The organism is Streptomyces sp. DvalAA-14 (assembly GCF_900091855.1).
In the GTDB taxonomy this organism is placed as follows: Bacteria; Actinomycetota; Actinomycetes; order Streptomycetales; family Streptomycetaceae; genus Actinacidiphila.
This window is the reverse complement of the sequence record NZ_FMCH01000459.1, coordinates 1-24,923: the sequence shown is the minus strand read 5'-3', so window position 1 is coordinate 24,923 and position 24,923 is coordinate 1. Positions and strand designations below refer to the sequence as shown.

Below are 24,923 nucleotides of genomic sequence, written 5' to 3'. Positions count from 1 at the left end.
GGGCCGGATCGCCGTGCCGGGTCGAAGGACCCGCGGAAGGCGGCGGCCGCCTATCCGTCGCTGCGGACAGCCGGCCGCGACCCGCGGTTCTCGGCTCCGGCGGCGCCGAACGCGCCCGCCGCCCCGGCCTTCGCCGCCCCGGCCGCCGGCAGCTCACCGTGCGGCGGGGAACCGGCGGGCTTCGCCGTGGTCTGCGCCGCGAAGGCCCCCGCCAGGACGAGGGCGCCGCCGACCAGTTGGGCGGCGCCGAGGTGTTCGTCCAGCAGGAACCACGCCAGTACCGTGCCGACGACCGCCTCGGTGCAGGCGACCACCCCGGCGATCTGCGGGCTGAGTCGGCGTACCGCGATCACGCCGGACAGATAGGCGACGACGGTGGCGACCAGCACGATCCAGGCCAGCAGCAGGACGGAGGGGACCTGGCGGTCGCCGAGTGCGGCCCGGTGGGCGAGCGCGGCGAAGGGGATGTCCCAGGGCCGGGCGAAGACGGTGAGCAGCGCGGCGCCGACCAGGAGGCCGTAGGCGACGACGGCCAGCGGGTCGGGGGCGTCCTCGTGCCCGGTGCCCTGGTCGGCGAGCACGAAGTACGCGACCTGGCAGCAGGCGGCCCCGAAGGCGCAGAGCAGCCCGAGCGGGTCGAAGGCGAGCCCGCCCCAGACCTCCACCACGCAGGCCATCCCGGTCACCGCGAGCACCACGCCGATGACGGCGGCGCGGCTGACCGGGCGCCGCTGGACGAACCGGACCCAGCCGAGCAGCAGCGCGGGGCCGAGGTACTCGACCAGGATGGCCACGCCGACCGGGATCCGGGAGATGGCCACGAAGTACAGCCCCTGGCAGCCGGCCACCGCCAGCGCGCCGAAGCCGAGCAGCAGTCCGGGCCGCGCGCGGGGCAGCCGGCGGTGACGAGCGGCGACCGGCAGCAGGATGAGCGCGGCGCCGGCCACCCGCATCCAGACCACCTGCAGCGGATCGAAGCCGGCCTCGATCAGCGGCTTGGCCGCCACTCCCGAACCGCCGAACGCGCAGGCCGACAGCAGGGCCAGGCCGAGTCCTCCGTGTCTGCCCCGGGTGGCGTGCATCCGGTCATGATGTCAGCTCGCAACAGGACCGTCATCCCGGTTGCCACTGACCCTCATGGCCACAGCAGGGTCCGGTTCCAGCCGTGGCCGGCCCGCCGGTAGCGCAGCCGCAGGTGGAAGCGGGCCGGGTCGGCCTGCCAGAACTCCGCCTCGTGCGCCCGCAGCCGGTACAGCGTGTGCGTGGCGGGTACCCGCCCGGGTTCGTCGGCGACCAGTCGCCGCGCCGACCGGTGCGCCCGCTCGTACTCGTCCGGGCCGGACATCGGCGCGGACATCACGCCGGTGAAGCCGGCCGCCCGGGAGGTGTCGCGGCGGTGGAGGAAGTCCTGGCGGGTCGGCTCCTCGCCGAGGACGTCCACCGGTCCGGCCATCCGGATCTGCCGGCCGTGCGCGGGCCAGTACCAGGTCAGGGCGGCCTGCGGATTGGCCGCCAGATCGCTTCCCTTGGGGCTGCGGGAGTCGGAGGCGAAGCGGAAGGCGCAGTCGGCGGTGTCGATGCCGCGCAGCATCAGCACCCGGGCGCCGGGCGTGCCGTCGGCGCCGGCCGTGCTGAGCGTCACCACGCCCGGTTCGGGCACCCCGTCGTCGAGCGCCCGGTCCAGCCAGTCGGCGAAGAGCGGGCCGGGCGTGTCCGGCGCCCGGTCGGGATCGAAGGGCGGCAACGGCCCGGCCAGTACCGGGGCGGCCCGCAGCCTGGCCAGCAGTGCCTCGTCGTCCACCGGGTCCGTGGTGCCGCCCATGCCGTCCTCCTGTCCACCGCCGACCGGTGCCGGCGCCTGCCGTGGTCCATCAGACAGCACGCCGGGCCGCGGACGGGACAACCCGCCCGCGGCCCGGCGCCGAAGGGTCAGCGCACCGTGACCGTCGTGGTCTGCGCGCCGGCGGTGAACACGTAGTCCCCGCGCTGGACCTGCTGCTTGCCGGCGCCGTCGATGTCGCCCGGTGTCACCGCCAGGCGGCTCGGCGGCACGTCGAGCGAGACCGTGCCGGACTGCCCCGCCCCCAGGTGGACCCGCGTGAAGGCGACCAGCTTCCGGGAGGGCGAGAGCACGTCGCTCGACGGCTGCGAGACGTACACCGGCACCACCAGGTCGCCCGCGCGGCCACCGGAGTTGGTGACCGCGACCTTCAGACGGATGGTGTCCTTGGTCCGTACGGTGGCCGAGGCGGCCTTGACCGAGTCGAAGCTGTACGTGGTGTAGGACAGGCCCGCGCCGAACGGGTAGGCGGCGTCGATGAAGGACTGCGGACCGGAGTTCGTCCCGGGCAGCTGCTGGTAGTACATCGGCTCGTTGCCGATGTCCTTCGGCCAGGTGGCGTTCAGCCGGCCGCTCGGGTCGACCTTGCCGAACAGCACGTCGGCGACCGCGTTGCCGCCCTCGCTGCCGGGCAGCCAGGACATCAGCAGGCCCTGGGTGCCGTCCGCGTCGCCGAGCACCAGCGGGCGTCCGGCGAGCACCACGGTGACCACCGGCTTGCCGGTCGCCTTCAGCGACTTCACCAACGCGACCTGGTCGGCGCTCAGCTGGGGGGTCGGGCTGTCCGCCGCGCCTTCCGCGGCGGCCTTCTCGCCGACCACCACGACGGTCAGATCGGCGTTCCGGGCCTGCGCCACCGCGTCGTCCGCGGAGGTGGCCCGCACGATCTGCGTCCCGGCGGGCGCCGCCTTCCGGATGCCCTGGAGCACGGTGGTGCCCGGCAGTGTCACCCCGTCGGGAACACCCTGCCAGCCCACCGTCCAGCCGCCGACCTGGTCGTTGATGTCGTCGGCGTAGGAGCCGGCCACGACGATCTTCTTGGCGGAGGGGGAGATCGGCAGCACATTGCCGTCGTTGCGCAGCAGTACCTGCGATTCGTCGGCGGCCTGCCGGGCCAGGCCGGTGTCCGCGCCGATCACCCGGGAGTCGGCCTTCGAGGCGTCCACATAGGGGTGTTCGAACAGCCCGAGCTTGAACTTCATCGTCAAGATGCGCGCCACGGACTGGTCGATGCGCCGGACGGAGACCAGGCCGCGCTGCACGGCGGTCGCCAGCCCGTCGCTCCAGCCCTGGGCGTCGTACGGCTCCATCGCCATGTCCAGGCCCGCGTTGACGGCCTTGGCGATGGCCTCGGGGTAGTCGGCGGCGATGTGGTAGCTGGTCTGCAGCGCCCGGACGTCCTGCCAGTCGCTGACCTCGACGCCCTGGAAGCCCCACTGGCGGCGCAGCACGTCGGTCAGCAGGTAGTGCGAGGAGGTGGCCGGGATGCCGTTGATGGCACCGGAGTTGACCATGACCGACATGGCGCCGGCGTCGACGGCCTGCTTGTACGAGGGCAGCAGGGTGTCCTGCAGGTAGCGGATCGAGACATCGCCGGGCACCCGGTCGTGGCCGTTGCCGGGTTCGCCGTAGCCGCCGAAGTGCTTGACGGTGGCCGCCACGTTCTTGGCGCCGCCGGCGCCCTGGATGCCCTTGACCGCGGAGGCGGCGAGCGTGCCGGAGAGCAGCGGGTCCTCGCCGAAGGTCTCGTAGTAGCGGCCCCAGCGCTGGTCGCGCGCGATGTCGGTGACCGGCGCGAAGTTCCAGTCGATGCCGGTGGCGGCGACCGCCTTGGCGGTGGCGGTGCCGGCGTCCTTGACCAGCGCCGGGTCCCAGGTCGAGCCCATGCCGATCTCCTGCGGGAAGATCGTGGCGCCCAGTACGTTGTTGTGGCCGTGCACGGCGTCGACGCCGTAGATGATCGGGATGTGCAGCCGCGAGTGGTCCACCGCGTACTTCTGCACGGTGTTGACCATCGTGGCCCAGTTCCCCGGGGTGTTGACGGCCGGACCCGCGCCGCCGCCGGACAGGACCGAACCGGCCGCGTTGTCGACGAGGACGTTCTTCATGCAGGACTCGGTGAATGCGCCACCGCTCCACTGGCAGTCGCCCTGCATGTTGACCACGGATATCTGGTCCATCTGGCCGATTTTCTCGGCCAGTGTCATTCTCTTGAGCAGATCCTTGACCCGCAGCTCGACCGGGGCCTTCGGATTGGTGTACGTCGGGTTGTCCCCGGCCTGGGCCGGCACCGACGCGACGGCCGCGACGCAGGCCGCGGCGGTGGCGAGGGTGAGAAGGGTTTTGAGGCGTAGTCGTCGTGCGTTTGTTGGCATCGCAGGAGTCCCGTTCCTGTTCGGGGTCCCGGCGTTTTCGGGACCGACTGCCGTAAACGTTTCCGATCGGCGCGAAGTCTGTCGCCCGGGCTGACGCATCGTCAAGACTGTACGCAGAAGGCGTTTTGCCGCACGCTTGCCACCAGGTGTCCGTCCAAGTGGCCCATGTCCCTCGCGCAGATCGGGTACTTCGTGAACATCCGTGAACTCGCCCGCCGCAGTGGTGTCTCGACCGCCACCGTGTCCAGGGCGCTCAACGGCCGGGCCGAGGTGAGTGACGCCACCCGTGAGCGCATCCGGCGGCTGGCCAGCGAGCTGGGCTACGCCCCCAACGAGCCGGCCCGCACCCTGGTCCGGCGGCGCTCGGACACCATCGGGCTGATCTGGGACAGCGGGCAGGAGGCCAGGGGCCAGCACAACCCCTTCCTGCTCGGCCTGCTCAGCGCCGTCCGCACCGCCCTGTCCGAGGCCGACTACCACTTGATGCTGCTGACCACGCCGGCCGCCGAGGACCCGGACGGCAGTTACCTGCAGGCGGTGCGGCGGCACAATCTGGAGGGCGTGATCGTGCTCACCACGCCGCCCGACGACCGGTGCCTGCGGGTGCTCGCCGCCTCCACCGTGCCCTGCGCGGGCATCGACACCGGTTTCACCGGCCCCTGCACGGTCCGGGTCAGCTCGGACAACGCGGCCGGCGCCGAGGCCGCGGTGGAGCACCTGTACGAGCTCGGGCACCGCCGGATCGCCACGGTCACCGGTCCGCTGCACCTGCCGCCGGCCGCCGAGCGGCTGGCCGGCTACCGGCGGGCCTGCGAGCGGCTGGGGCTGGCGGTGCCGCCGGAGTACGTGACCGAGGGCGACTTCTTCCTGGCCAGCGGGGAGGCGGCGGCGCGCACGCTGCTCCGGGTGGCGCGGCCGCCGACCGCGATCTTCGCGGCGGGCGACCAGATGGCGATAGGCGCGATGCACGCGGCGGCGGACGCGGGACTGTCGGTGCCGCGCGATCTGGCCGTGGTGGGCTTCGACGACATCGACGCGGCGGCGCTGGTGCGGCCGTCGCTGACCACGGTCGCCCAGGACCAGCGGGCGCTGGGCGAGGCGGCGGTGACGGCGCTGCGCGGGCTGCTGGACGCCGGCCCGTCGAAGGCCCAGCTGCGGGCGGAGCCGCGGATCGTGCCGACCCGGCTGCTGGTACGCGGATCGAGCCGGTCCAGGGCGTGATGCCCCGGACCGGCTCGCGGTGGGCCGGGCGAATCGGCTCCGCCGCGCGCCGAGGCCGTGCCACGGCGTCAGGGCGTGCGGTGCGCCGCCGGCCCGGTCAGTCCTCGGTGACGTCCTCGTCGGCGAGGATCAGGTAGAGCTTCTTGCGGGCGTCGTTGACCACGACCAGCGCCTTTTCCCGCTGCTCGGGGGTACCGGTGGCCCACACCTGGCGGAAGGCCTCGACCAGTCCGCCGCCGACCTTCCTTATCTCGTTGAGGGCGTCCCAGTCGACGCCGCGGCCGGCGTCCTCCCAGGGTGCCTCGGAGACGGATTCGGCTTCGGTGCGGCCCGCCTCGGTGAGCGTGAACAGCTTCTTGCCGCCCTCGCTCGCGTTGGTGATCAGGCCCTCGTCCTCCAGCAGCTGGAGCGTGGGGTACACCGAGCCGGGGCTGGGCCGCCAGGCGCCGCCGCTGCGGTCGGCGATCTCCTGGATCATCTCGTAGCCGTGCATCGGGCGGTCCTTGAGCAGCGCCAGGATCGACGCGCGGACATCGCCGCGCCGGGCCCGGCCGCGCGGTCCGCCGCGGCCCCGTCCGCCACCGGGTCCGAAGGGTCCGCCGAACGGCGGCCCGAACTGTCCGAAGGCGGCTCGCAGGCCTTCCCGCTCGCCCCTCCCGTGATGGCCGGGCCCGCAGTGCCCATGGCCGTGTCCATGGTCATTTCCTTGGGAACGCATGATGTCGCTCCTTCCATCGTTGATCGTTCGCGACAGTTCAACGATATATCGGAACCGGTCGTACGGCAAGCCCCCGGGCCGGGCCGCGGACGGAGTCGACGGGCCCGGCGGGATCGGCGGCGACAGGCCATAGGCTCAGCGCATGCGGATCCGAATCGTCGACGCCTTCACCGATCGCCCCTTCGCCGGCAATCCAGCGGGAGTGGTGCTGCTGGGGTCGGACGAATTTCCCGATGCCGGCTGGATGCAGCAGGTCGCGGCCGAACTCAATCTGTCCGAGACCGCGTTCGCGCATCCCATGAGCGGCGACGCGGTGGCCGACTGGGCACTGCGCTGGTTCACCCCGGTCACCGAGGTCGGGCTGTGCGGTCACGCCACGCTGGCGACCGCCCATGTGCTGCGCACCACCGGCGCGGCGCAGGGCACGGTGTGGTTCCGCACCCGGGCCGGGGTGCTGTCGGCCACCGCCGAGGGCGACGGGACGATCACCCTGGACTTCCCGATGGCTCCGCTCACCCCCGTCGCGGCGCCGGCCGGCCTGGCGCAGGCGCTGGGCACGGCCCCGCTGAGCGTGCTGGACACCGGCCCCGACTGCGGGGACCTGCTGGTCGAGGTCGCCGACGAGGCCACGGTACGCGCGCTGGCCCCCGACCTGGCCGCGCTGGGCCGGCTCTCGCAGCGCGGCCTGATCGCCACCGCGGCGGCCGCCGACCCCGGGCAGGGCTACGACTTCGTCTCGCGGGGCTTCTTCCCGGCGGTGGGCATCGACGAGGACCCGGTGACCGGCAGCGCGCACACCGCGCTCGCCCCCTTCTGGTCGCGCCGGCTCGGCCGCGACCGGCTCACCGGACTGCAGGCGTCGGCCCGCACCGGCCTGATCGCCACCCGGCTGAGCGGCGACCGGGTGCTGCTGACCGGCGCGGCCGTCACCGTGGTGGACGGCGAACTGCACGCCGTCCCGTAGCCGGGCCGCCGCCTCCCCCGCCCCCTCCCGCGCCGCGGCCGGCGCTCACCCGGTGGGCAGCCAGCCCACCTTGCCGGCCAGGACCGCGTAGCCGACGAAGGCCACCGTGTCGATGAGCGCGTGCGCCGCCACCAGCGGGCCGACCCGGCCCCAGCGCCGGTAGAGCAGGACGAAGACCACGCCCATCGCCATGTTGCCGACGAAGCCGCCGACGCCCTGGTAGAGGTGGTACGAGCCGCGCAGCAGCGCGCTGGCGGCCAGTGCGGCGGTCGGCGACCAGCCCAACTGGCCGAGCCTGCGCAGCAGATAGCCGACCACGATCACCTCCTCCAGCACCGCGTTCTGCACGGCGGCGGCGATCAGGACCGGAATCTTCCACCAGACGTCCGGCAGCGACTCCGGCACCACGGTGAGGTTGAAGCCGGCCGCCCGCACCCCCAGGTAGAAGGCGAGTCCGGTGCCGCCGATGAAGGCGGCCACCAGCACGCCCCGGGCCAGGTCCCAGCGCTTGCGGGTCAGGTCGAAGCCGATGGCCGGCAGGCCGACCCGCTCCCGGGCCAGCAGGTGCGCCACCAGGGCGACCGGGGCGAGGGCGGTGGCGATGCCGAACACCTGCCAGGCCAGGTCGAGCCAGGGGCGGCCGGGTGCCTGGGAGCCGACGAGGGTGGCCGCCTGGTTCTTCAGCGCCCCGGGCCGGGTCACCGAGCCGATGAAGCTGATCAGCGCGGAGACCCCGCTCGCGCCGAGGGACAGCGCCAGGACGATCAGCGTCTCGCTGCGCCAGGTGCGGTCTTCCGGGCGCGCCTCCACCTCGTACGACTGTGTGTGCACGCGGCCCTCCAAGATCGTCGCCCCGCTGCGGCGCGGGGCGCGCACCATTGGGGTCCTCCGCAAAAGATACGAAGATCCGGCGCCGTCGTGCGCAGCCGCCCCCCATGTGTTCGGCGCATCGCGGGAAGAACCGGGGAGACAGGCGGGCCGCGGTCCGGTGCGGGGCCCCGCAGGGGTTGCTCAGCCCACCGGCCAGGTGTGGGCCGGCTCGCCGCCGTCCATGTGCTCCCGGTAGCGCTGGGTCATGGCCGCCAGCGCCGCCCGCCGGTCCAGGCCGCGCTCCAGCATGCGGTGGAAGACCGCCGACTGCCATTCCGCGCCGTTGGTGCGGCGCCGGCAGCGCTGCTCGATGATGCCGAGGTAGTGGTCGCGGTCGGCCGGGTCGACGCCCCAGCCGTCGAGCCCGGCGGCGGCCAGCGGCAGCAGCTCGTCCCGGATCAGGTCCACCGCGGGCACCTCGGCCGGTGTCCCGCCGCGCCCGCGCGGCCAGCGCAGGGTGGCGTTGATGCCGTAGCGGCAGGCGGCTTCGAAGTTGGCGGCGGCCACGCCGAACGGCATCCGCTGCCACACCGGGCGCGGCGCCTCGGCCAGCGCCCGTACCAGCCCGTAGTAGAAGGCGGCATTGGCCAGCACGTCGGCGACGGTGGGCCCGGCGGGCATCACCCGGTTCTCCACCCGCAGGTGGGGCACACCGTCCACCACCTGGTAGACCGGCCGGTTCCAGCGGTAGACGGTGCCGTTGTGCAAGGTGAGCTCGCGCAGTTGCGGCACCCGCCCGGCGTCCAGCACCCGCACCGGGTCCTCGTCGTCGCAGATCGGCAGCAGGGCGGGGAAGTACCGTACGTTCTCCGCGAACAGGTCGGTCACCGAGTCGATCCAGCGCTCGCCGAACCAGGTCAGCGGGCGCACCCCCTGGGCCTTCAGCTCCTGCGGCCGGGTGTCGGTGGCCTGCTGGAAGAGCATCGGACGGGTCTCGCGCCACAGCTCGCGGCCGAACAGGAACGGCGAGTTGGCGCCCGCGGCCACCTGCGGCCCGGCCAGTGCCTGCGCCGCGTTCCAGACCGCGGCGAACCGGCCCGGGGTGACCTGCAGATGCATCTGGGTGGACGTGCAGGCGGCTTCCGGGGCGATGGAGGCCGAGGTGTATACGAGATGCTCCACGCCTTGGATGTCCAGGGTGATGTCCTCCCCGCGCATCGCCAGGACCTGCTCGTTGAGCAGGATGAAGCGGTCGTCGGTGGACAGGTTGGCGCTCACCAGGTCCTGGGCCTCCAGGGTGGGCAGAATTCCCACCATGACGATGCGGGCCCCCAGTTCGGACGCCATCCGGTCGGCGTAGCCGAGCCCGGTGCGCAGTTCTTCGGCGAGCCGGTCGAAGACCCGGCCGGAAAGCCGGTGCGGCGCGATGTTCACCTCGATATTGAACTGCGCGAGCTCGGTCTGGAAATCCTGGCTCGCGATGCGCTTCAGCACCTCTTCGTTCATCATGCGGGGCAGTCCGTCGGAATCTGTGAGATTCAATTCGATCTCCAGGCCCATCAGATTGCGCGGCCGGTCGAATCGCTTCTCGTCCAGCAGTCGCTCCAGCCCCACCAGGCACTGCTGGAGCTTTCGCCGGTACAGCCGGCGGTCGGCCAGGTCGAACGCGCCGGCAACGACCTTCTCCCCCATGGAAGCGTCCCTTCCTCGCACGGCACCGGATCGGCCCTCTTCCAAGGATGCCCACCCAAATGATCGATAACGCAGCAGCCGACCCGTTCGGCACGCTAGGCTTGCTCTAACGGCCCACCGCGCACGTTCCAGCGGCACATTCCGGTGCCGGGTGTCGGCGTAACATTCCGGCGTAAAGTGCCGGCGAATAGACCGGCGAGTTCCAGCCGACCGTGACAGGCAGAGATATGCATCGCCTCTGCCCGGCCTGCGGCAATGACACGGACGCCCCTGCGGAAGAAGGCGAATTATCGCCTTGCGCGTAATACTGGCAGCGACTAGACGAAACACGGAGCGAACACGCGTCGTATAAACTCCGCTGACAAGGCAAAGCTTCCGCCCTCCCCGGACGTGCCCGAGCAGGAGTTCGCCCTGCATCGTCAGCGCCGTCCGCACCCGCCCCAGCACCACTGTTTGTCTCCCAGTGAGAGGCGACACCATGCCGCTGCTTGTCCCCCCAGCACCCGCTCCCGCCCTGTTGAGCGTCCTGGCGGCGCTCAGTTCGCCCGCCGCGGTCCTGGAGATCCGGACCCCCGCGCTGCGCAACGCCGAAGGGCCGCTGGACGCCGAACACCCGCTGCCTGTCCATGTGTTCGAACCGGCGCCGGTCCCCGGCGGCCTGCCCCAGGCGCGGCTGACCGGCTGGCGGTTCCATATCAGGGCGGGCGCCAGGGTGGCCGCGGCGGGCGAGACGGTGGCAACACCGGACGGATGGGTGTTCTCCCGCTTCTCCGAGGGCCCTTACCTGCTCTCCACCGAGCGGGCGCTGCGGCAGGCGGAGACGCTCCCGGCCACCTATCAGCCGCATCTGCTGTCGGTGCCGGGCCTGTACATGATGGCGCTGTGGCTGCACTGCGTTCCGCGCGCCGACGCGGCCACCGCCCAGCCCGACCCGTCGGACCTGCTGATCCCGCTGGCCCCGGCGCCTCCCGGGATCACCTCGCACCGGGTGCACCGGCTGGTGGAGCTGGCGCCCTCGCTCAGCGCCCGGCTGGCGCCGCCTCTGCTGGGGTCGCCCGCCTGAACGGCAGGCCGGCCACCTCGCCCGATGCCCTCTCGTCCGCGCCGACGAGGGGGCATCGCCGTCGGCGGGCCGCCGCAGTGAACGCACGGTGACCGCGACCGGCCGCCCGGGTGACACCGCTTCCCCCGTTGAACACGGTCTGGACAATATTGCTGCGGATCGGGGTCGGCGGAGCAACACTAGGATCGGCCGCACCCGGAACGGGGCGACGGTCATGCACCAGGCAGGACAGGCGACCGCCCGCAGAACCCACTTCTCGCAGCGAAAGACACCTTCCATCATGTGCAAGCACCAGCCGCAGTGCCCGACCGCAGAGTGCCCCGACCGTGAGGCCGCCTACACCGTGGCCCACCACCCGGAGCAGGGCTGGAGCCTGCTGTGCAACGGCGTCCTGCTCTTCGAGGACACCGGCGAGCTGCTGCCCGACGGGCAGATCATCGCCCCGCACCGGCCGCTGGGCACCGGAAAGATCATCACCGCGGCCTGAGCGCCGGCCCGCGACGCCCGGCCGGTCCCGCTGAACCCAGCGGAACCGGCTTTCGCCACGTCCCGAGCCGGCCCGCCCGGGGCCGGCTGCGGCGTCAGTCGTCGTAGGCGTCCAGCGGCGGGCAGGAGCAGACCAGGTTGCGGTCGCCGAACGCCCCGTCGATCCGGCGTACCGGCGGCCAGTACTTGTCCGCGGCCGACACCCCGGCGGGGAACACCGCCTCGTCGCGGCTGTAGGGGTGCGTCCACTCGCCGCCGAGCGCCGCCGCGGTGTGCGGGGCGCCGCGCAGCGGATTGTCGTCGGCGGGCCACTCGCCGGCGGCCACCCGGTCGACCTCGCCGCGGATCGCGATCATCGCCTCGCAGAAGCGGTCCAGCTCCGCGAGGTCCTCGCTCTCGGTGGGCTCGATCATCAGGGTGCCGGCCACCGGGAAGGACATGGTCGGCGCGTGGAAGCCGTAGTCGATCAGCCGCTTGGCGATGTCGTCGACGCTGACGCCGCTGTCCTTGCTCAGCGGGCGCAGGTCGATGATGCACTCGTGCGCGACCAGGCCGCCGGGGCCGGTGTAGAGCACCGGGAAGTGCGGCTCCAGCCGCCGGGCGACGTAGTTGGCGCTGAGCACCGCGGTCTGGGTGGCGCGCTTGAGGCCCTCGGCGCCCATCAGCCGGACATAGGTCCAGGAGATCGGCAGTATGCCCGCCGAGCCCCAGGGCGCCGCCGACACCGGTCCGACGCCGGTCTCCGGTCCCGCGTCAGGCTGCAGCGGGTGGTTCGGCAGATACGGCGCCAGGTGCGCGCGGACCGCCACCGGCCCGACGCCGGGCCCGCCGCCGCCGTGCGGGATGCAGAAGGTCTTGTGCAGGTTCAGGTGCGACACATCGGCGCCGAACCTGCCCGGCCTGGCCAGTCCCACCAGGGCGTTGAGGTTGGCGCCGTCCACGTACACCTGGCCGCCGGCGTCGTGCACGGCCGCGCAGATGTCGGTGATGTTGTCCTCGAAGACGCCGTGCGTGGAGGGGTAGGTGACCATCAGTACGGCCAGCCGCTCGCGGTGCAGCTCGATCTTGGCGTGCAGGTCGGCGACGTCCACATCGCCGTTCTCACCGGTCTTCACCACCACGACGTCCATGCCCGCCATCACCGCGCTGGCCGCGTTGGTGCCGTGCGCGGAGGACGGGATCAGGCAGACGGTGCGGCCGGTGTCGCCGGCCGCCCGGTGGTAGGCGCGCACCGCGAGCAGCCCGGCCAGTTCGCCCTGCGAGCCTGCGTTGGGCTGCAGGCTGACCTTGTCGTAGCCGGTGACCTCGGCGAGCTGCTCCTCCAGGCCGTGGATCAGCGCGAGGTAGCCCTCGGCCTGTTCGGCCGGCGCGAAGGGGTGCAGCGCACCGAACTCCGGCCAGGTGACCGGCTCCATCTCGGTGGTGGCATTCAGCTTCATGGTGCACGAGCCGAGCGGGATCATGCCCCGGTCCAGCGCGTAGTCACGGTCGGCCAGCCGCCGCAGGTAGCGCAGCATCGCCGTCTCGCTGCGGTGCTGGTGGAAGACCGGGTGGGTCAGGTACGGCTCGGTGCGCAGCAGCCCGGCGGGCAGCGCGTCCTCGGTGGCCGCGTCCAGGGCGTCCAGGTCGGTGCCCCGGTCCGCGCCGAAGGCGGCCAGCACGGCGGCCAGCTGGGCCCGGTCGGTGGTCTCGTCGCAGGCGACACCGACCCGGTCGGCGTCGGTGAGCCGCAGGTTCACGCCGTCCGCGCGGGCGGCGGCCACCACCTGGGCGGCCCGGCCCGGCACGTGCGCGGTCAGGGTGTCGAAGAACGCGCCGTGCTCGACGCCGACACCGGCCGCGCGCAGGCCGGCCGCCAGCACAGCGGCGTAGCGGTGGGTCCGTCGGGCGATCGCGGCGAGGCCGTCGGGGCCGTGGTAGACGGCGTACATGGCCGCCATCACGGCCAGCAGCACCTGGGCGGTGCAGATGTTGCTGGTGGCCTTCTCACGGCGGATGTGCTGCTCGCGGGTCTGCAGCGCCAGCCGGTAGGCCTTGTTGCCGTCGGCGTCGACCGAGACGCCGACCAGGCGGCCCGGCAGGTTGCGGGCGTAGCCGTCGCGGACCGCCATGTAGCCGGCGTGCGGGCCGCCGAAGCCCATGGGCACGCCGAACCGCTGGGTGGTGCCCACCGCGATGTCCGCGCCGAGCGCGCCGGGCGAGGTGAGCAGGGTGAGCGCCAGCAGGTCGGCGGCGACCGTGACGACCGCGCCCAGCTCGTGCGCCCGCTCGACCATCGGCCGCAGGTCGCGTACCGCGCCCGAGGCGCCCGGGTACTGCAGCAGCACGCCGAAGACGCCGCGCTCGGCGATCTCGGCCGGGATGCCGTCGCTCAGGTCGGCGGTGACCACCTCGACGCCGGTCGGTTCGGCCCGGGTCCGGATCACGGCCAGGGTCTGGGGGAAGGTGTCGGCGTCGACCAGGAAGACGCCCTGCTTCACCGTCCCGACCCGGCGGGACAGCGCCATCGCCTCGGCCGCCGCGGTGCTCTCGTCCAGCAGTGAGGCGCCGGAGGTGGGCAGCCCGGTGAGGTCGGCGACCAGGGTCTGGAAGTTCAGCAGCGCCTCCAGGCGCCCTTGCGAGATCTCGGGCTGGTACGGCGTGTAGGCGGTGTACCAGGCGGGATTCTCCAGCACGTTGCGCAAGATGACCGGCGGGGTGAAGGTGCCGTAGTACCCCAGGCCGATCATCGGCGCCAGCACCTGGTTGCGGTCGGCCAGGGCACGCAGCTCGGCGAGCACCTCGGGCTCGGTGCGCGCGGCGGGCAGGCCGAGCGCCTGGGCGCTCTTGATGGCGTCGGGTACGGCCGCCTCGGTCAACTCGTCCAGCGAGCCGTAGCCCACCTGGGCGAGCATCTTCGCCTGCGCCCCGGCGTCGGGGCCGATGTGGCGGTCGGCGAAAGGCGTGCCTGCCTCGAGCCGGGCGAGGGGGATGCGACGATCCGTCATCTGCGGAGGCCCTCCTGGTCGTGGTGACCTTCGGGGATGCCGCGGTGCGGCACCCTTGCGGCCTCCCCCTCTGTCATCGGAACCTGAGAGCTTCACCGCCCCGCTGGGGCGGCTTGCACCGTCGGTGAGGACCCGCGCCGAACTTCCGGTACGGTCCTGCTTTCCAGAGTGACCTGACCCATGCGGTACGGATGCCTGAGAGATTCCGGGGAGGATTTGCTCCTTCGGCGCCTCCGTCCCGCCCGGCTACCCGGACGTTCGGAAGACTCTCCCGCATGGGGTTCGCAGCCATCACCCAGCCTACCAGCGCCTCTTTCCGCACGTCCGGGCGCGCTGCCGCCCCGGGGAGCGACACACGTCACCCCGCTCCCCGAGTCGACACCGCTCCCGATGTGCACTTTCGTGGTACTCAGCAGTAGTTGCCATTGGTTGGAGGGACCGTGCAGACCGACATCGATCCGCGCAGCCTGATCGGCCGCCGCGCCTTCGACCGCGACGGTACGAAGATCGGCACGGTGGACGAGGTGTACCTCGACGACGCGACCGGTGCGCCGGAGTGGGCGGCGGTACGCACCGGCATGTTCACCCGGGACGCCTTCGTGCCGTTGGAGCCGAGCGAGCTGGTGGACGACGAGTTGCGGGTGCCGTTCAAGAAGTCCCTGATCAGGGATGCCCCGGACTTCGGCGTCGGCCGCCATCTGTCGCCCGAGCAGGAGCTGCAGCTCTACCACCACTACGACATGGACGTGCCGAGGTCGGACGGCGGGCTCGGTCCGGGCCCGGAGCGGGACTTCGGCGACCTGCCCGACGGCGGGGAGGGCGCCGCGCCCCCGGCGGGCCTGGGCTGAGGACAGTCCTCAGGGCCGGTCGGGTGGATCCTGCCGGGCCTCGTGCCGGGTCTCCCCCGCAGGGGGCGGGACCGCGGGGGAACCGGCTGCGCGGTCCGGCGCGGTGGCTGCCGGCGTGGTGGCTGCCTGCGTGGTCAGCGGCAGGGCGTCGCTGTGGACCAGGGCCGGGTCGTCCAGGGCGAAGGTGCGCACCCGGCCGGGGACGGTGTCGGAGGGCACCTCGAAGCGGACGGTGACCCGGCCGACGCCGCTGCCCTGCACCCATCCGGCGCCGTACTCCTCATGGGTCACGTCCTGGCCCGGATACCACTGGCTGACCCGTTCGAGGCCGGGCGGCGGCACCGCGGGCAGCGACTCGGGGGCGCCCTCGTCCGCCTCCCGGCTTTCGGCGCTCTGGGCGAACAGGTCCTCCTGGGTGAAGTCGGCCAGGCCCGCGACGCCGACCCCGAGCAGCCGTACGCCGCCCGTGGTGTCGACGGCCTCGATCAGCCGGCGGGCCGTCTCGCGGACCACGGCCGGGTCGTCGGTGGGGGCCCGCAGCGTCTCGGAACGGGTGAGGGTCGAGAAGTCGTACCGCCGCACCTTGACCACGACGGTGCGGCCGGAGCGGCCCGCGCCGCGCAGCCGCTGGACGCAGCGGTCGGCGAGCCGGTCGATCTGGTAGCGCACATGGGCGCGGTCGGTGAGATCGCTGTCGAAGGTGTCCTCGACGGAGATCGACTTCACGTCCCGGTCGGCGACCACCGGCCGGTTGTCGAGGCCGGCCGCCATCGCGTAGAGGGACGCGCCGTGCGCCTTGCCGAGCAGCCGCACCAGTTCCGCCTCCCCCGAGTGCTCGATCTGGGCGACGGTGCCGATGCCGGCCTTGCGCAGGTGCTCGGCAGTGGCGGGGCCGACGCCGGGCAGGGTGCGGACCGGCATCGGGTGGAGCAGCGCGCGCTCGGTACCGGGCTCGACCACCACCAGGCCGTCCGGTTTGGCCTTCTCGGAGGCGATCTTCGCCAGCAGCTTGGAGCCGGCCAGGCCGACCGAGGCGGTCAGGCCGGTCTCGGCCCGGATCCGGGCCCGCAGCCGCACCGCGACCCGGCGCGGGTCCTCGTCGCCCGCCGAGGCTTCCAGGTCCAGGAACGCCTCGTCGAGGCTGAGCGGCTCTATCAGCGGTGACACCTCGCCGAGCAGGGTCATCACGGTCTCGCTGATCTGGCGGTACAGGCCGAAGCGGGGGTAGAGGTAGGCCGCGTTGGGGCTGAGCCGGCGGGCGCGGGCCATGGCCATCGCGGAGTGGACGCCGTGCACCCGTGCCTCGTAGGACGCGGTCGAAACGACGCCGCGGGGCCCGAGGCCGCCGACCACCACCGGCTTGCCCCGCAGGCTCGGCTTGGATGCCTGCTCGACCGCGGCGAAGAACGCGTCCATGTCCAGGTGCAGGATGGTCGGCGTACTTCTCACACCGTCGATCGTGCCGCACACCACCGACATTCACCGTACGGGTGTACGGCGCGGCGCCGCTCAGACCGCCCGGTTGCGCCGCTTCGCCAGCTCGTCGGCCGGATTGTGGCCGATCAGGGTCTCGCCGGTGTCGACGCGCTCGCCGTGCATCTGCGCCAGCGAACTCTCCACGTCCCGCCAGACGACACCGACGGCGATGCCGAAGATGCCCTGCCCGCCCTGGAGGAGGTCGACCACTTCATCGGGCGAGGTGCACTCGTAGACGGTGGCGCCGTCGCTCATCAGGGTCATCCTGGCGAGTTCGGCGGGCCCCACCGACCGCAGGTGCTGGACCGCGGTCCGGATGTTCTGCAGGGCCACCCCGGTGTCCAGCAGCCGCTTGACGATCTTCAGCACCACCACGTCGCGGAAGCTGTAGAGGCGCTGGGTGCCGGAGCCGTAGGCGGGCCGCACGCTGGGCTCGACGAGTCCGGTGCGGGCCCAGTAGTCCAGCTGGCGGTAGGTGATGCCGGTCGCAGCGCACGCGGTGGGACCGCGATAGCCGATCTGCTCCGGCGACGCGTCCTGGGCCGGGCCGCCGCCCGCTTCGGCGGCCGCGCGGGCCAGTGTCCCCGGGGGCGGATAGGGATCGCCGGTCGCCAGACCGTCGCCGGTGCTTCTCACGCCGCCCTCCGTCCCTTCACGTCCGGTGGCCGAGCGCACGTGCCACCGGACTTTCCCCACCGACGGTAGGCAGTCACCAGGGGTGCGTCAACGATCGCCGCGCTCGGCACGCCGAGTGATATTCGCCCCACGAGTGGTTTGGCGTGACCGCGGGGCGGGAACGGTCCCTCGAATGGCCTCTCGGAGGCAACCTTGCCTCGGCAGGACCCGCGTCCGGTCACTGGTTGCTGGTACCGAAGTCCTCGGGAGAGATCTGGTCGAGGAACTCGCGGAATTTCTCCACCTCGTCCTCCTGCTCGTCCGGGATCGCGATCCCCGCGTCGTCCAGCACCCCGTCGCTGCCGTAGATCGGCGTCCCGGTGCGCAGTGCCAGCGCTATGGCGTCGGACGGGCGGGCACTGACCTCGACCCCGCTGGCGAAGACCAGCTCCGCGTAGAAGACACCGTCGCGCAGATCGGTGATCCGCACCTCGGTGAGGGTCTGGCCGACCGCTTCCAGCACGTCCTTGAAGAGGTCATGAGTGAGTGGTCGCGCAGGCGTCATGCCCTGCTGCGCGAAGGCGATGGCCGTTGCCTCACCCGGCCCGATCCAGATGGGCAGGTACCGGTCGCCTCCCACTTCACGCAGGAGCACGATCGGTTGGTTGGAGGGCATTTCGACCCGGACACCCACAACGTCGAGCTCGTTCACACAGCAACCCTAGGCCGTGCTCGCCGGGTTTGGGTAGTCGGGCACCCGGCCACCCCTCCGTCCGGCGCCTCCGGCGGGGGGTCAGCGGGCCGGAAATGCCCGGTCAGCGCAGGCGGACCCGCAGTGCGGACTCCACCATCGCGGCATGCAGCCGTACGGACAGTGCGGCCAGCTCACGGGCGGTGGCCTCGGCGTGCAGCCGGGTCTGCGGGTTGCGGTGCCGCCGCAGCGGCGCCACGACCTGCTCCACCAGGCCCGCCTGCCGGTCCGCGGCCGCCTTCACGGCCCGCAGATGGCGCGGTTCCAGGCCGAATCGGCCCAGGTCCGCGATGAGCCGCCCGATGGTCGCCGTCTCGGCGTCGTAGCCGCCGTCCCGGCCGGCCTCGACCAGCCCGTACGACTCCCACTGCTCCAGTTCGGCGTCTGCGGCCCCCGTGGCGGCCAGCAGCTCTTCCCGGCCGATCCGCAGCTCCGGGGGCTCCTGAGGCCCCCCGGAGGCGTCCAGGAGCTCTCTGGACTCCCCGGAGCGCGGCAGTGGGACCTTCTCGCCGCGGTCCAGGGCGTCGAGATGCTCCCTGATCACCCGCAGTGGCAGATAGTGGTCGCGCTGTGCCCGCAGCACGTACGCGAGCCGCTCGACGTCCCCGGGCCCGAATTTCCGGTACCCCGACGGCGTGCGCTGCGGTTCGACCAGCCCCTCCGCCTCCAGGAACCGGATCTTGGAGATGGTCACCTCAGGGAATTCGTCCCGCAGCCGGCTCAGTACCGCGCCGATGCTCAGCAGGACCCCGTCGACGGTGGCGGTGCCGTCTCCGGCACCGCCCGACGTTCTCTGCATGCACACCTTCCCTGGGGGTCCCCCGGACGCGGTCCGGGGGAGGGTTCAGACGCCCCGCTGACTCGCGTAGAAGACCAGCCGGTACTTGCCGATCTGCACCTCGTCGCCGTTGGACAGCGACACGGAGTCGATCCGCTCCCGATTGACGTAGGTGCCGTTGAGGCTGCCCACGTCCGAAACGGTGAATCCGCCGTCCTGGCCGCGCCGGAACTCCACATGCCGGCGCGAGACCGTCACGTCGTCCAGGAAGATGTCGCTCTGCGGGTGACGGCCGGCCGTGGTCAGCTCGCCGTCCAGCAGGAAGCGGCTGCCCGAGTTCGGACCGCGCCGCACCACCAGCAGCGCCGAGCCGATCGGCAGCGCGTCCACGGCGGCCTGCGCCTCCGGGGACAGCGACGGCATCACCGTCTGGCCGGTGGCCTCCGCCTCGTACGCCTCCAGGCCGGAGATCGAGATCGTGGACGTCGTCTCCGACGCACGCTCGTAACCGCCACCGGAACCGCGCAGCGGCGCGCCGCAGTAGCTGCAGAAGCGGCTCGCCTCCGCGTTGGTGTGACCACACCTGCTGCAAACCGGCAAGCCGAGTCCTCCACCCGTGGCTGGGGCCGATGGTTCTCCGAAACCTATGCGCGCGGCCGAAGCGGGGTCAACAGACGCCACGCCGGGAGCACCTTGATAGTCCGCGCCGGGACCCTGCGGCTCATTCCTGAACAGCGGGCGATCCGGGCCCTGTCCCTCGTCGGACAGGCTCCGTGGCGCGCGATGGCGCGCCGTCGCCGGGTCACCCGACTGCCGCGCGCTCTTGCCGAACAACTTCCCAAACAACTTCACGGGCGATTCCCCTTGAAAGAAGCAGACCCGCCCGTGGGGCAGGACGAACCCTCGCTGTACACAGTTTCCCTTACACCGCACCCCACCGATGCGCCGACCCCCGGCCTCACTGGGATGACCGAGCGTAGTCAGGCTGCTCCGACGGCCGCAAGGCGTCCACGACGATCTTCTGCGACCTGACCACATCGGCTGTGGCCTGCTCCTTCTCCAGCGTCTGCACCACCCCGCCGGGGATGTTCAACGCCGGTTCCAGATCAGGCGGATTGCCGATCACTTTGAACGCGTACGGCTGCGCCACCTCGTGCCCGTCGATCCGCACACCGGTCGTACCGTCGGTGAAGTAGGTGTCGGCCACGACCCGTACGTTGTTGATCTGGATCGCCTCGGCTCCCGCGGCCCGCAACTCCTGGACGGTGTCCAGCAGGGAGTCCGCCTCGACCCCGCCGTGCGGGTCGGTGACGGTCAAGGTGATCCCCGGTCCCCGGGCAGCCACCGTACCGGCCAGCACGCCCAGTTCCTGCGCCTTCTGCCGCGTCTGCCGAAGCGCTTCGGCGGCCTGGTCGGAGCTGGTCTCCAGTTCGCTGCGCTGATTCTCCAGACCCCGTTTCTCGTCCTCCAGGCGCTGGCTGCGATTGTCCAACTCCGTGAGGATACGGACCAGATCCTCCTGGCGCGCGCCACGCAGCACACCACCGGTGTCGCTGGTGGAGCGGACCTGGATGGCCAGGCCCAGGCCGAGCACGAACAGCAGCAGCGCCACGATCAACTGGGCGCGCGACAGCCGCGGCGGCCACAGCCCGGCCGCCAGCCGCTGCCGGCCGGTCGCCCGGGGCGCCTGCCCGGTGTCCGCCGGAGCCTGCTGGACCGGGCCCGACGGGTCGTTCGGGTCGCTCATACCGCCGTCACGCCCGGAAGACATGACGCCGGATGGCGGCGGCGTTGGAGAAGATCCGGATGCCGAGCACCACCACGACGCCGGTGGACAGCTGCGAGCCGACCCCGAGTTTGTCGCCGAGGAAGACGATCAGCGCGGCCACGACCACGTTGGACAGGAACGACACGACGAACACCTTGTCGTCGAATATGCCGTCCAGCATGGCCCGCAGGCCGCCGAAGACGGCATCGAGGGCGGCCACCACCGCGATCGGCAGGTAGGGCTCGACCCCGGCGGGCACCACGGGGCGCACCACGAGTCCGACCACGACTCCGACCACGAGGCCCAGTACGGCGATCACTTCGAACCCTTTCCGTTCCCGGCGGCCGGCTTGGCGTACCGCACGATCAGGCTGGGAGCGGCGGCCAGTTCCAGCGATTTCTGGACCGATATGCTCGCGCGGATACCGTAGTTGTCCTGGAGCACCCGCAGGTACTGTCCGTCCGCGCTGTTCCGGAATGCCGTGCTCAACCGCTCCCCGTCCCCGATCGCCAGCACCGTGTACGGCGGCGCCAGCGGTTTGTTGTCGACCAGTATGGCCTCACCCGCGGCCCGGATCGCCGACAGCGCGGTCAGCCGCTGCCCGTTGACGGTGACCGCCTCGGCCCCGCAGGCCCACAGGCCGTTCACCACCCGCTGCATGTCGCGGTCGCGGACCCGCCCGGTGTCGGCGAAGCTGGTGCTCTCGCGCGGACCGCCGGTGTCGCCCTGGGTGGCTTCCTCGGCGTCGTCCACCACGAGCTTCACCCCGCTCCCGCGCACCGGCGTCGCGGCCGCCATGACTTCCAGCGCGCTGTTGCTGTCGCCGCCCGGGTGCTTGAGCGCTGCCTGCTGCTCGGCGGACACCCTGTCCCGCAGCGCGTCGACGTCCCGCTGGAGCCGGTCCGCGCTCGCGGTCTCGGTCTGGATCCGGTCCGCGAGCTTTTGCCGCTCCTTGGCCTCGGTGGGCGCCGAGACCTGCGCCTGGGCCGCGCCCAGCGTCACGACGACCGCCGCGAGCACCAGACCGGCCGCGACCCACAGCCGGCCGCGCAACTCCGTGGGCAGCCGCGAGCTGCCGACCTCACCGCGCCGGGCGGCGGCCTCGGCGTAGCCGTCGTCGAGGCTGTGCTCCATGACGTTGGTGAGCAGCGACATGGACGCGTCCGGACGCCGCGGAGCAGCCCCGGGTACGGGGCTGCTCCGATCGGGTTGCTGCGGCATGCCGCACATCGTCGCACGTCGGGACCGCCGCGATCGAACGGGCCCTGCGCAGCGCGGCGTTGCGCCGCCAGGTCACCGCCCGGCGCTCTCCACCACCTGGGACCACTCGTCCAGCAGCGCCTGCGCCGACGCGTCGTCGGGACCCTCGGCCCACAGATGCGTCACGGCCTCGGCAGGATCGGGCAGCACCATCACCCAGCGCCCGTCCGACTCCACGACACGTACGCCGTCCGTGGTGTCCACCGACCGGTCCCCGGCCTCCTCCACGACCCGGCGCATCACCGAGCCCTTGACCGCCCACGGTGTGGGCACATCCCGCTTGAGGACGTGGGCGCGCGGGATACGGGCGTCGATCTGGCTCAAGGTGAGCTGCGTACGCGCCACCAGGCCGATCAGCCGCACGAACGCGGCCGAACCGTCGAAGACGCTGCTGAACTCCGGCACGATGAAGCCGCCGCGCCCGTCACCGCCGAAGATGGTGCCCTCTTCCCGGCCCACCCGGGTCAGGTCGTCGGGCGAGGTCATCGTCCAGGTGACCTGCGTGCCGTGGTACGCGGCCACCTGCTCGCCGATCCGGGTGGTGGTCACCGGCAACGCGACCCGGCCACTGCGCCGCTCGGCGGCCACCAGGTCCAGCAGGACCAGCAGCGCCCGGTCGTCCTCGACGATCCGGCCGCGCTCGTCCACCAGTGACATCCGCTCGCCCACCGGGTCGAAGCGCACCCCGAAGGCGGCACGGGACGAGGACACCATCTCCCCGAGCCGGACCAGACCCGCCCGGCGGCTCTCCTCGGTCTCGGTCGGACGCGCCTCGTCCAGACCGGGGTTGACGGTCAGCGCGTCCACCCCGAGCCGGCCGAGCAGGCTCGGCAGGACCAGGCCCGCGCTGCCGTTGGCCGCGTCGACCACGACCTTGAGACCGGACTCCGCGATACCCGATGTGTCCACCGCACGCAGCAGGGCGCCGGTGTACGAGTCGAAGACGGTGGCCGGGAAGGTCAGGTCGCCGATCTCGCCGGGGAACGCCCGGCGGTACTCCTGGCGCGCGAACACCCGGTCCAGCTTGCGCTGTCCGGCCGCCGACAGGTCGGCGCCGCGCTCGTCGAAGAACATGATGTCCAGCGAGTCGGGCCGCCCCGGCGTCGTCCGGATCATGATGCCGCCGGCGCTGCCGCGCGCGGTCTGCTGGCGTGCCACCGGCATCGGCACGTTCTCCAGGTCCCGCACGTCGATGGCGCTGGCCTGCAGGGCCGAGATCACCGCGCGCTTCAGTGCGCGGGCACCACGGGAGTGGTCGCGGGCCGTGGTGACGGTCGCGCCCTTCTTCAAGGTGGTCGCGTAGGCGCCGGCCAGTCGGACCGCCAGCTCCGGAGTGATCTCCACATTCAAGATCCCGGACACGCCGCGGGCGCCGAACAGATGGGCCTGGCCGCGTGACTCCCAGATCACCGAGGTGTTGACGAACGCGCCGGCCTCGACGGTCTTGAACGGATAGACCCGGACATTGCCGGAGATGATCGACTCTTCGCCGATCAGACACTCGTCGCCGATGACGGCGCCCTCGTCGATCCGCGCCGCGCGCATCACATCGGTGTTCTTGCCGATGACGCAGCCGCGCAGATTGGTGTGCGGACCGATGTAGACGTTGTCCGCGATCACCGCCTTGTGCAGGAACGCACCGGTCTTCACCACGACATTGGACCCGATCACACTGTGCTCGCGGATCTCCGCGCCGGCTTCCACCTTGGCGTAGTCGCCGATGTAGAGCGGCCCGCGCAGGATCGCGTCCGGGTGCACCTCGGCTCCCTCGGCCACCCACACCCCGGGCGAGATCTCGAAGCCGTCGATGTCGACGTCGACCTTGCCCTCCAGGACATCGGCCTGCGCCTTCACGTAGCTCTCGTGCGTGCCGACGTCCTCCCAGTAGCCCTCGGCGATGAAGCCGTAAATCGGCTTCCCCTCCTTCATCAGCTGCGGGAAGACATCGCCGGACCAGTCGACGGACGCGTCCGGCTCGACATAGTTGAAGACCTCGGGCTCCATCACATAAATGCCGGTGTTCACCGTGTCGGAGAACACCTGGCCCCAGGTCGGCTTTTCCAGGAAGCGCTCCACCCGGCCCTCGTCGTCGACGATGGTGATACCGAATTCCAATGGATTCGGGACGCGGGTCAGGCACACCGTGACAAGGCCGCCCTTTTGCTTGTGGAATTCGATCAGCTCGGTCAGATCGAAATCGGTGAGGGCGTCACCGGAAATTACGAGGAAGGAATCATCCTTCAACGCCTCTTCCGCGTTCTTGACGCTTCCGGCCGTCCCCAGCGGCTTTTCTTCGTGGGCATAGGTGAGCTCCATCCCGAGCTCTTCGCCGTCCCCGAAGTAGTTTTTCACCAGGGAGGCGAGGAACTGGACTGTGACCACCGTCTCAGTGAGGCCATGCCGTTTGAGCAGCGTCAGAACGTGCTGCATGATCGGACGGTTCACCACCGGCAGCAGCGGTTTGGGCATGCTCGAGGTCATGGGGCGAAGGCGGGTACCTTCGCCGCCGGCCATAACAACCGCCTTCATGTCGGAAACATCCTCCTCGTGACTCAGTCAGCCGTGGTGTCCGCCCGGACAAGTCGCCGGACCTGCACCACATAGAGGATCCCTGCCCACCAGTACAGGGTTGTACCCCAACCTGCGAAGGCCCAGCCGAAAATAGACGCCAGGGTCGCAAGCCATCCACTTCCGTCGCTCAGTAGGAGCAGCGGAAAGGCGTACATGAGGTTGAAGGTAGCGGCTTTCCCGATGAAGTTCACCTGGGGTGGGCCGTAGTGGTGCCTCCGCAGAATCAGCAGCATCACCGCCATCATGGCCTCACGTGCCAACAGCAGCAACGTGAGCCACAGCGGCAGGATGCCCCGCCAGGTGAGTCCGACCAGCGTGGACAGTACAAACAGCCGGTCCGCGGCCGGGTCCAGGATGCGTCCGAGGTTGCTGATCTGATTCCAGCGCCGGGCCAGCTTCCCGTCCAGGTAGTCGCTGATGCCACTCAGCGCCAGAACGAGCAGCGCCCAACCGTCGAGCTTGGGGCCGCCGAACTCGGGCCACAGAATCAGCCACAGGAAGACGGGGACGCCCACCAGGCGCGCCATACTCAGGATGTTGGGGATCGTGAAGATACGATCCGTTTGCACCCGTGTCTCCTGGACCTCCACCGGGTCCCCTCCTGCTGGTTCTACGTACGGACGTTGCGGGGCGACTCTACCCCAGGCACAAAAAGGGCCCGGCGCCGGATCCTCTTCGGATCCGAGGCCGGGCCTCTAAT

General features: G+C 71.5%; 22 protein-coding genes and 1 riboswitch. Of the genes, 5 read left to right on the top strand and 17 right to left on the bottom strand.

Annotated features, from left to right (window positions below):
* Positions 1-50 precede the first annotated feature (50 nt).
* The 3 genes from GA0115240_RS24250 to GA0115240_RS24240 all read right to left on the bottom strand — a co-directional run bounded on the left by GA0115240_RS24250 (position 51) and on the right by GA0115240_RS24240 (position 4,215).
* Positions 51-1,082, bottom strand: a complete 1,032-nt coding sequence (locus GA0115240_RS24250) for an EamA family transporter (protein WP_093739620.1) — start codon at positions 1,080-1,082, stop codon at positions 51-53.
* Between the two features lie 53 nt (positions 1,083-1,135).
* Positions 1,136-1,822, bottom strand: a complete 687-nt coding sequence (locus GA0115240_RS24245) for a pyridoxine/pyridoxamine 5'-phosphate oxidase (RefSeq protein WP_093739618.1) — start codon at positions 1,820-1,822, stop codon at positions 1,136-1,138.
* Between the two features lie 107 nt (positions 1,823-1,929).
* Positions 1,930-4,215 carry a glycoside hydrolase family 3 N-terminal domain-containing protein gene (locus GA0115240_RS24240; RefSeq protein ID WP_161302411.1) on the bottom strand — a complete coding sequence of 762 codons (2,286 nt, stop codon included), beginning with the start codon at positions 4,213-4,215 and terminating at the stop codon, positions 1,930-1,932.
* A 165-nt stretch (positions 4,216-4,380) separates the two neighbouring features.
* Here GA0115240_RS24240 and GA0115240_RS24235 point away from each other — a divergent pair, with 165 nt between their 5' ends.
* Positions 4,381-5,436, top strand: coding sequence for a LacI family DNA-binding transcriptional regulator (locus tag GA0115240_RS24235; RefSeq protein ID WP_093739614.1), 1,056 nt, complete (start codon positions 4,381-4,383; stop codon positions 5,434-5,436).
* Between the two features lie 97 nt (positions 5,437-5,533).
* Here GA0115240_RS24235 and GA0115240_RS24230 read toward each other — a convergent pair whose 3' ends face one another.
* Positions 5,534-6,154 carry a PadR family transcriptional regulator gene (locus GA0115240_RS24230; RefSeq protein WP_093739612.1) on the bottom strand — a complete coding sequence of 207 codons (621 nt, stop codon included), beginning with the start codon at positions 6,152-6,154 and terminating at the stop codon, positions 5,534-5,536.
* A 142-nt stretch (positions 6,155-6,296) separates the two neighbouring features.
* Between GA0115240_RS24230 and GA0115240_RS24225 the strand changes: the two genes are divergently transcribed.
* Entirely contained in the window at positions 6,297-7,118 is an 822-nt protein-coding gene (locus GA0115240_RS24225) for a PhzF family phenazine biosynthesis protein (protein WP_093739610.1), read from the top strand.
* Positions 7,119-7,163: 45 nt separating this feature from the next.
* Here the strand turns inward: GA0115240_RS24225 and GA0115240_RS24220 are convergent, their stop codons facing one another.
* Together GA0115240_RS24220 and GA0115240_RS24215 are read right to left on the bottom strand one after the other, a co-directional pair.
* Positions 7,164-7,949: a CPBP family intramembrane glutamic endopeptidase gene (locus tag GA0115240_RS24220; RefSeq protein WP_256069955.1), complete on the bottom strand. Its 786-nt coding sequence runs from the start codon at positions 7,947-7,949 to the stop codon at positions 7,164-7,166.
* Positions 7,950-8,129: 180 nt separating this feature from the next.
* Positions 8,130-9,620 carry a glutamate--cysteine ligase gene (locus GA0115240_RS24215; RefSeq protein WP_093739606.1) on the bottom strand — a complete coding sequence of 497 codons (1,491 nt, stop codon included), beginning with the start codon at positions 9,618-9,620 and terminating at the stop codon, positions 8,130-8,132.
* Positions 9,621-10,098: 478 nt separating this feature from the next.
* Here GA0115240_RS24215 and GA0115240_RS24210 point away from each other — a divergent pair, with 478 nt between their 5' ends.
* Together GA0115240_RS24210 and GA0115240_RS24205 are read left to right on the top strand one after the other, a co-directional pair.
* Positions 10,099-10,683, top strand: a complete 585-nt coding sequence (locus tag GA0115240_RS24210) for a hypothetical protein (protein ID WP_093739604.1) — start codon at positions 10,099-10,101, stop codon at positions 10,681-10,683.
* Between the two features lie 280 nt (positions 10,684-10,963).
* Positions 10,964-11,170: a DUF5999 family protein gene (locus tag GA0115240_RS24205; protein WP_093739602.1), complete on the top strand. Its 207-nt coding sequence runs from the start codon at positions 10,964-10,966 to the stop codon at positions 11,168-11,170.
* 94 nt (positions 11,171-11,264) lie between these two features.
* On the opposite strand, the gene gcvP is transcribed toward GA0115240_RS24205, so the two are convergent.
* A complete protein-coding gene (gene gcvP, locus GA0115240_RS24200) occupies positions 11,265-14,156 on the bottom strand; it encodes an aminomethyl-transferring glycine dehydrogenase (protein WP_093739600.1) in 2,892 nt (963 codons plus the stop codon).
* 173 nt (positions 14,157-14,329) lie between these two features.
* A riboswitch (glycine riboswitch) is annotated at positions 14,330-14,440 on the bottom strand.
* 156 nt (positions 14,441-14,596) lie between these two features.
* Between gcvP and GA0115240_RS24195 the strand changes: the two genes are divergently transcribed.
* A complete protein-coding gene (locus tag GA0115240_RS24195) occupies positions 14,597-15,004 on the top strand; it encodes a PRC-barrel domain-containing protein (RefSeq protein ID WP_093739598.1) in 408 nt (135 codons plus the stop codon).
* Positions 15,005-15,013: 9 nt separating this feature from the next.
* On the opposite strand, the gene GA0115240_RS24190 is transcribed toward GA0115240_RS24195, so the two are convergent.
* The 10 genes from GA0115240_RS24190 to GA0115240_RS24145 form a co-directional block, all read right to left on the bottom strand.
* Positions 15,014-16,453, bottom strand: a complete 1,440-nt coding sequence (locus GA0115240_RS24190) for a DNA polymerase IV (protein WP_093739622.1) — start codon at positions 16,451-16,453, stop codon at positions 15,014-15,016.
* A gap of 60 nt (positions 16,454-16,513) precedes the next feature.
* Positions 16,514-17,116, bottom strand: a complete 603-nt coding sequence (locus tag GA0115240_RS24185; protein WP_093739596.1) for a MerR family transcriptional regulator — start codon at positions 17,114-17,116, stop codon at positions 16,514-16,516.
* A 217-nt stretch (positions 17,117-17,333) separates the two neighbouring features.
* A complete protein-coding gene (locus GA0115240_RS24180) occupies positions 17,334-17,807 on the bottom strand; it encodes a bifunctional nuclease family protein (RefSeq protein ID WP_093716750.1) in 474 nt (157 codons plus the stop codon).
* A gap of 103 nt (positions 17,808-17,910) precedes the next feature.
* On the bottom strand, positions 17,911-18,645 hold the full coding sequence (locus GA0115240_RS24175) for a transcriptional regulator FtsR (protein ID WP_093739594.1): 735 nt from the start codon (positions 18,643-18,645) through the stop codon (positions 17,911-17,913).
* 45 nt (positions 18,646-18,690) lie between these two features.
* On the bottom strand, positions 18,691-19,518 hold the full coding sequence (locus tag GA0115240_RS39405) for an FHA domain-containing protein (RefSeq protein WP_370673369.1): 828 nt from the start codon (positions 19,516-19,518) through the stop codon (positions 18,691-18,693).
* Positions 19,519-19,582: 64 nt separating this feature from the next.
* Positions 19,583-20,371, bottom strand: a complete 789-nt coding sequence (locus tag GA0115240_RS24165) for a DUF881 domain-containing protein (protein WP_237555160.1) — start codon at positions 20,369-20,371, stop codon at positions 19,583-19,585.
* Between the two features lie 7 nt (positions 20,372-20,378).
* On the bottom strand, positions 20,379-20,711 hold the full coding sequence (locus tag GA0115240_RS24160) for a small basic family protein (protein WP_093739588.1): 333 nt from the start codon (positions 20,709-20,711) through the stop codon (positions 20,379-20,381).
* Positions 20,708-21,622 carry a DUF881 domain-containing protein gene (locus tag GA0115240_RS24155; RefSeq protein WP_370673368.1) on the bottom strand — a complete coding sequence of 305 codons (915 nt, stop codon included), beginning with the start codon at positions 21,620-21,622 and terminating at the stop codon, positions 20,708-20,710. The genes GA0115240_RS24160 and GA0115240_RS24155 overlap by 4 nt, the downstream gene beginning before the upstream one ends.
* Positions 21,623-21,685: 63 nt before the next feature.
* Positions 21,686-24,181 carry a mannose-1-phosphate guanyltransferase gene (locus tag GA0115240_RS24150; protein WP_093739584.1) on the bottom strand — a complete coding sequence of 832 codons (2,496 nt, stop codon included), beginning with the start codon at positions 24,179-24,181 and terminating at the stop codon, positions 21,686-21,688.
* A gap of 23 nt (positions 24,182-24,204) precedes the next feature.
* Complete coding sequence (locus GA0115240_RS24145; protein WP_093739582.1) at positions 24,205-24,813, bottom strand: CDP-alcohol phosphatidyltransferase family protein; 609 nt, start codon at positions 24,811-24,813, stop codon at positions 24,205-24,207.
* Positions 24,814-24,923 lie beyond the last annotated feature (110 nt).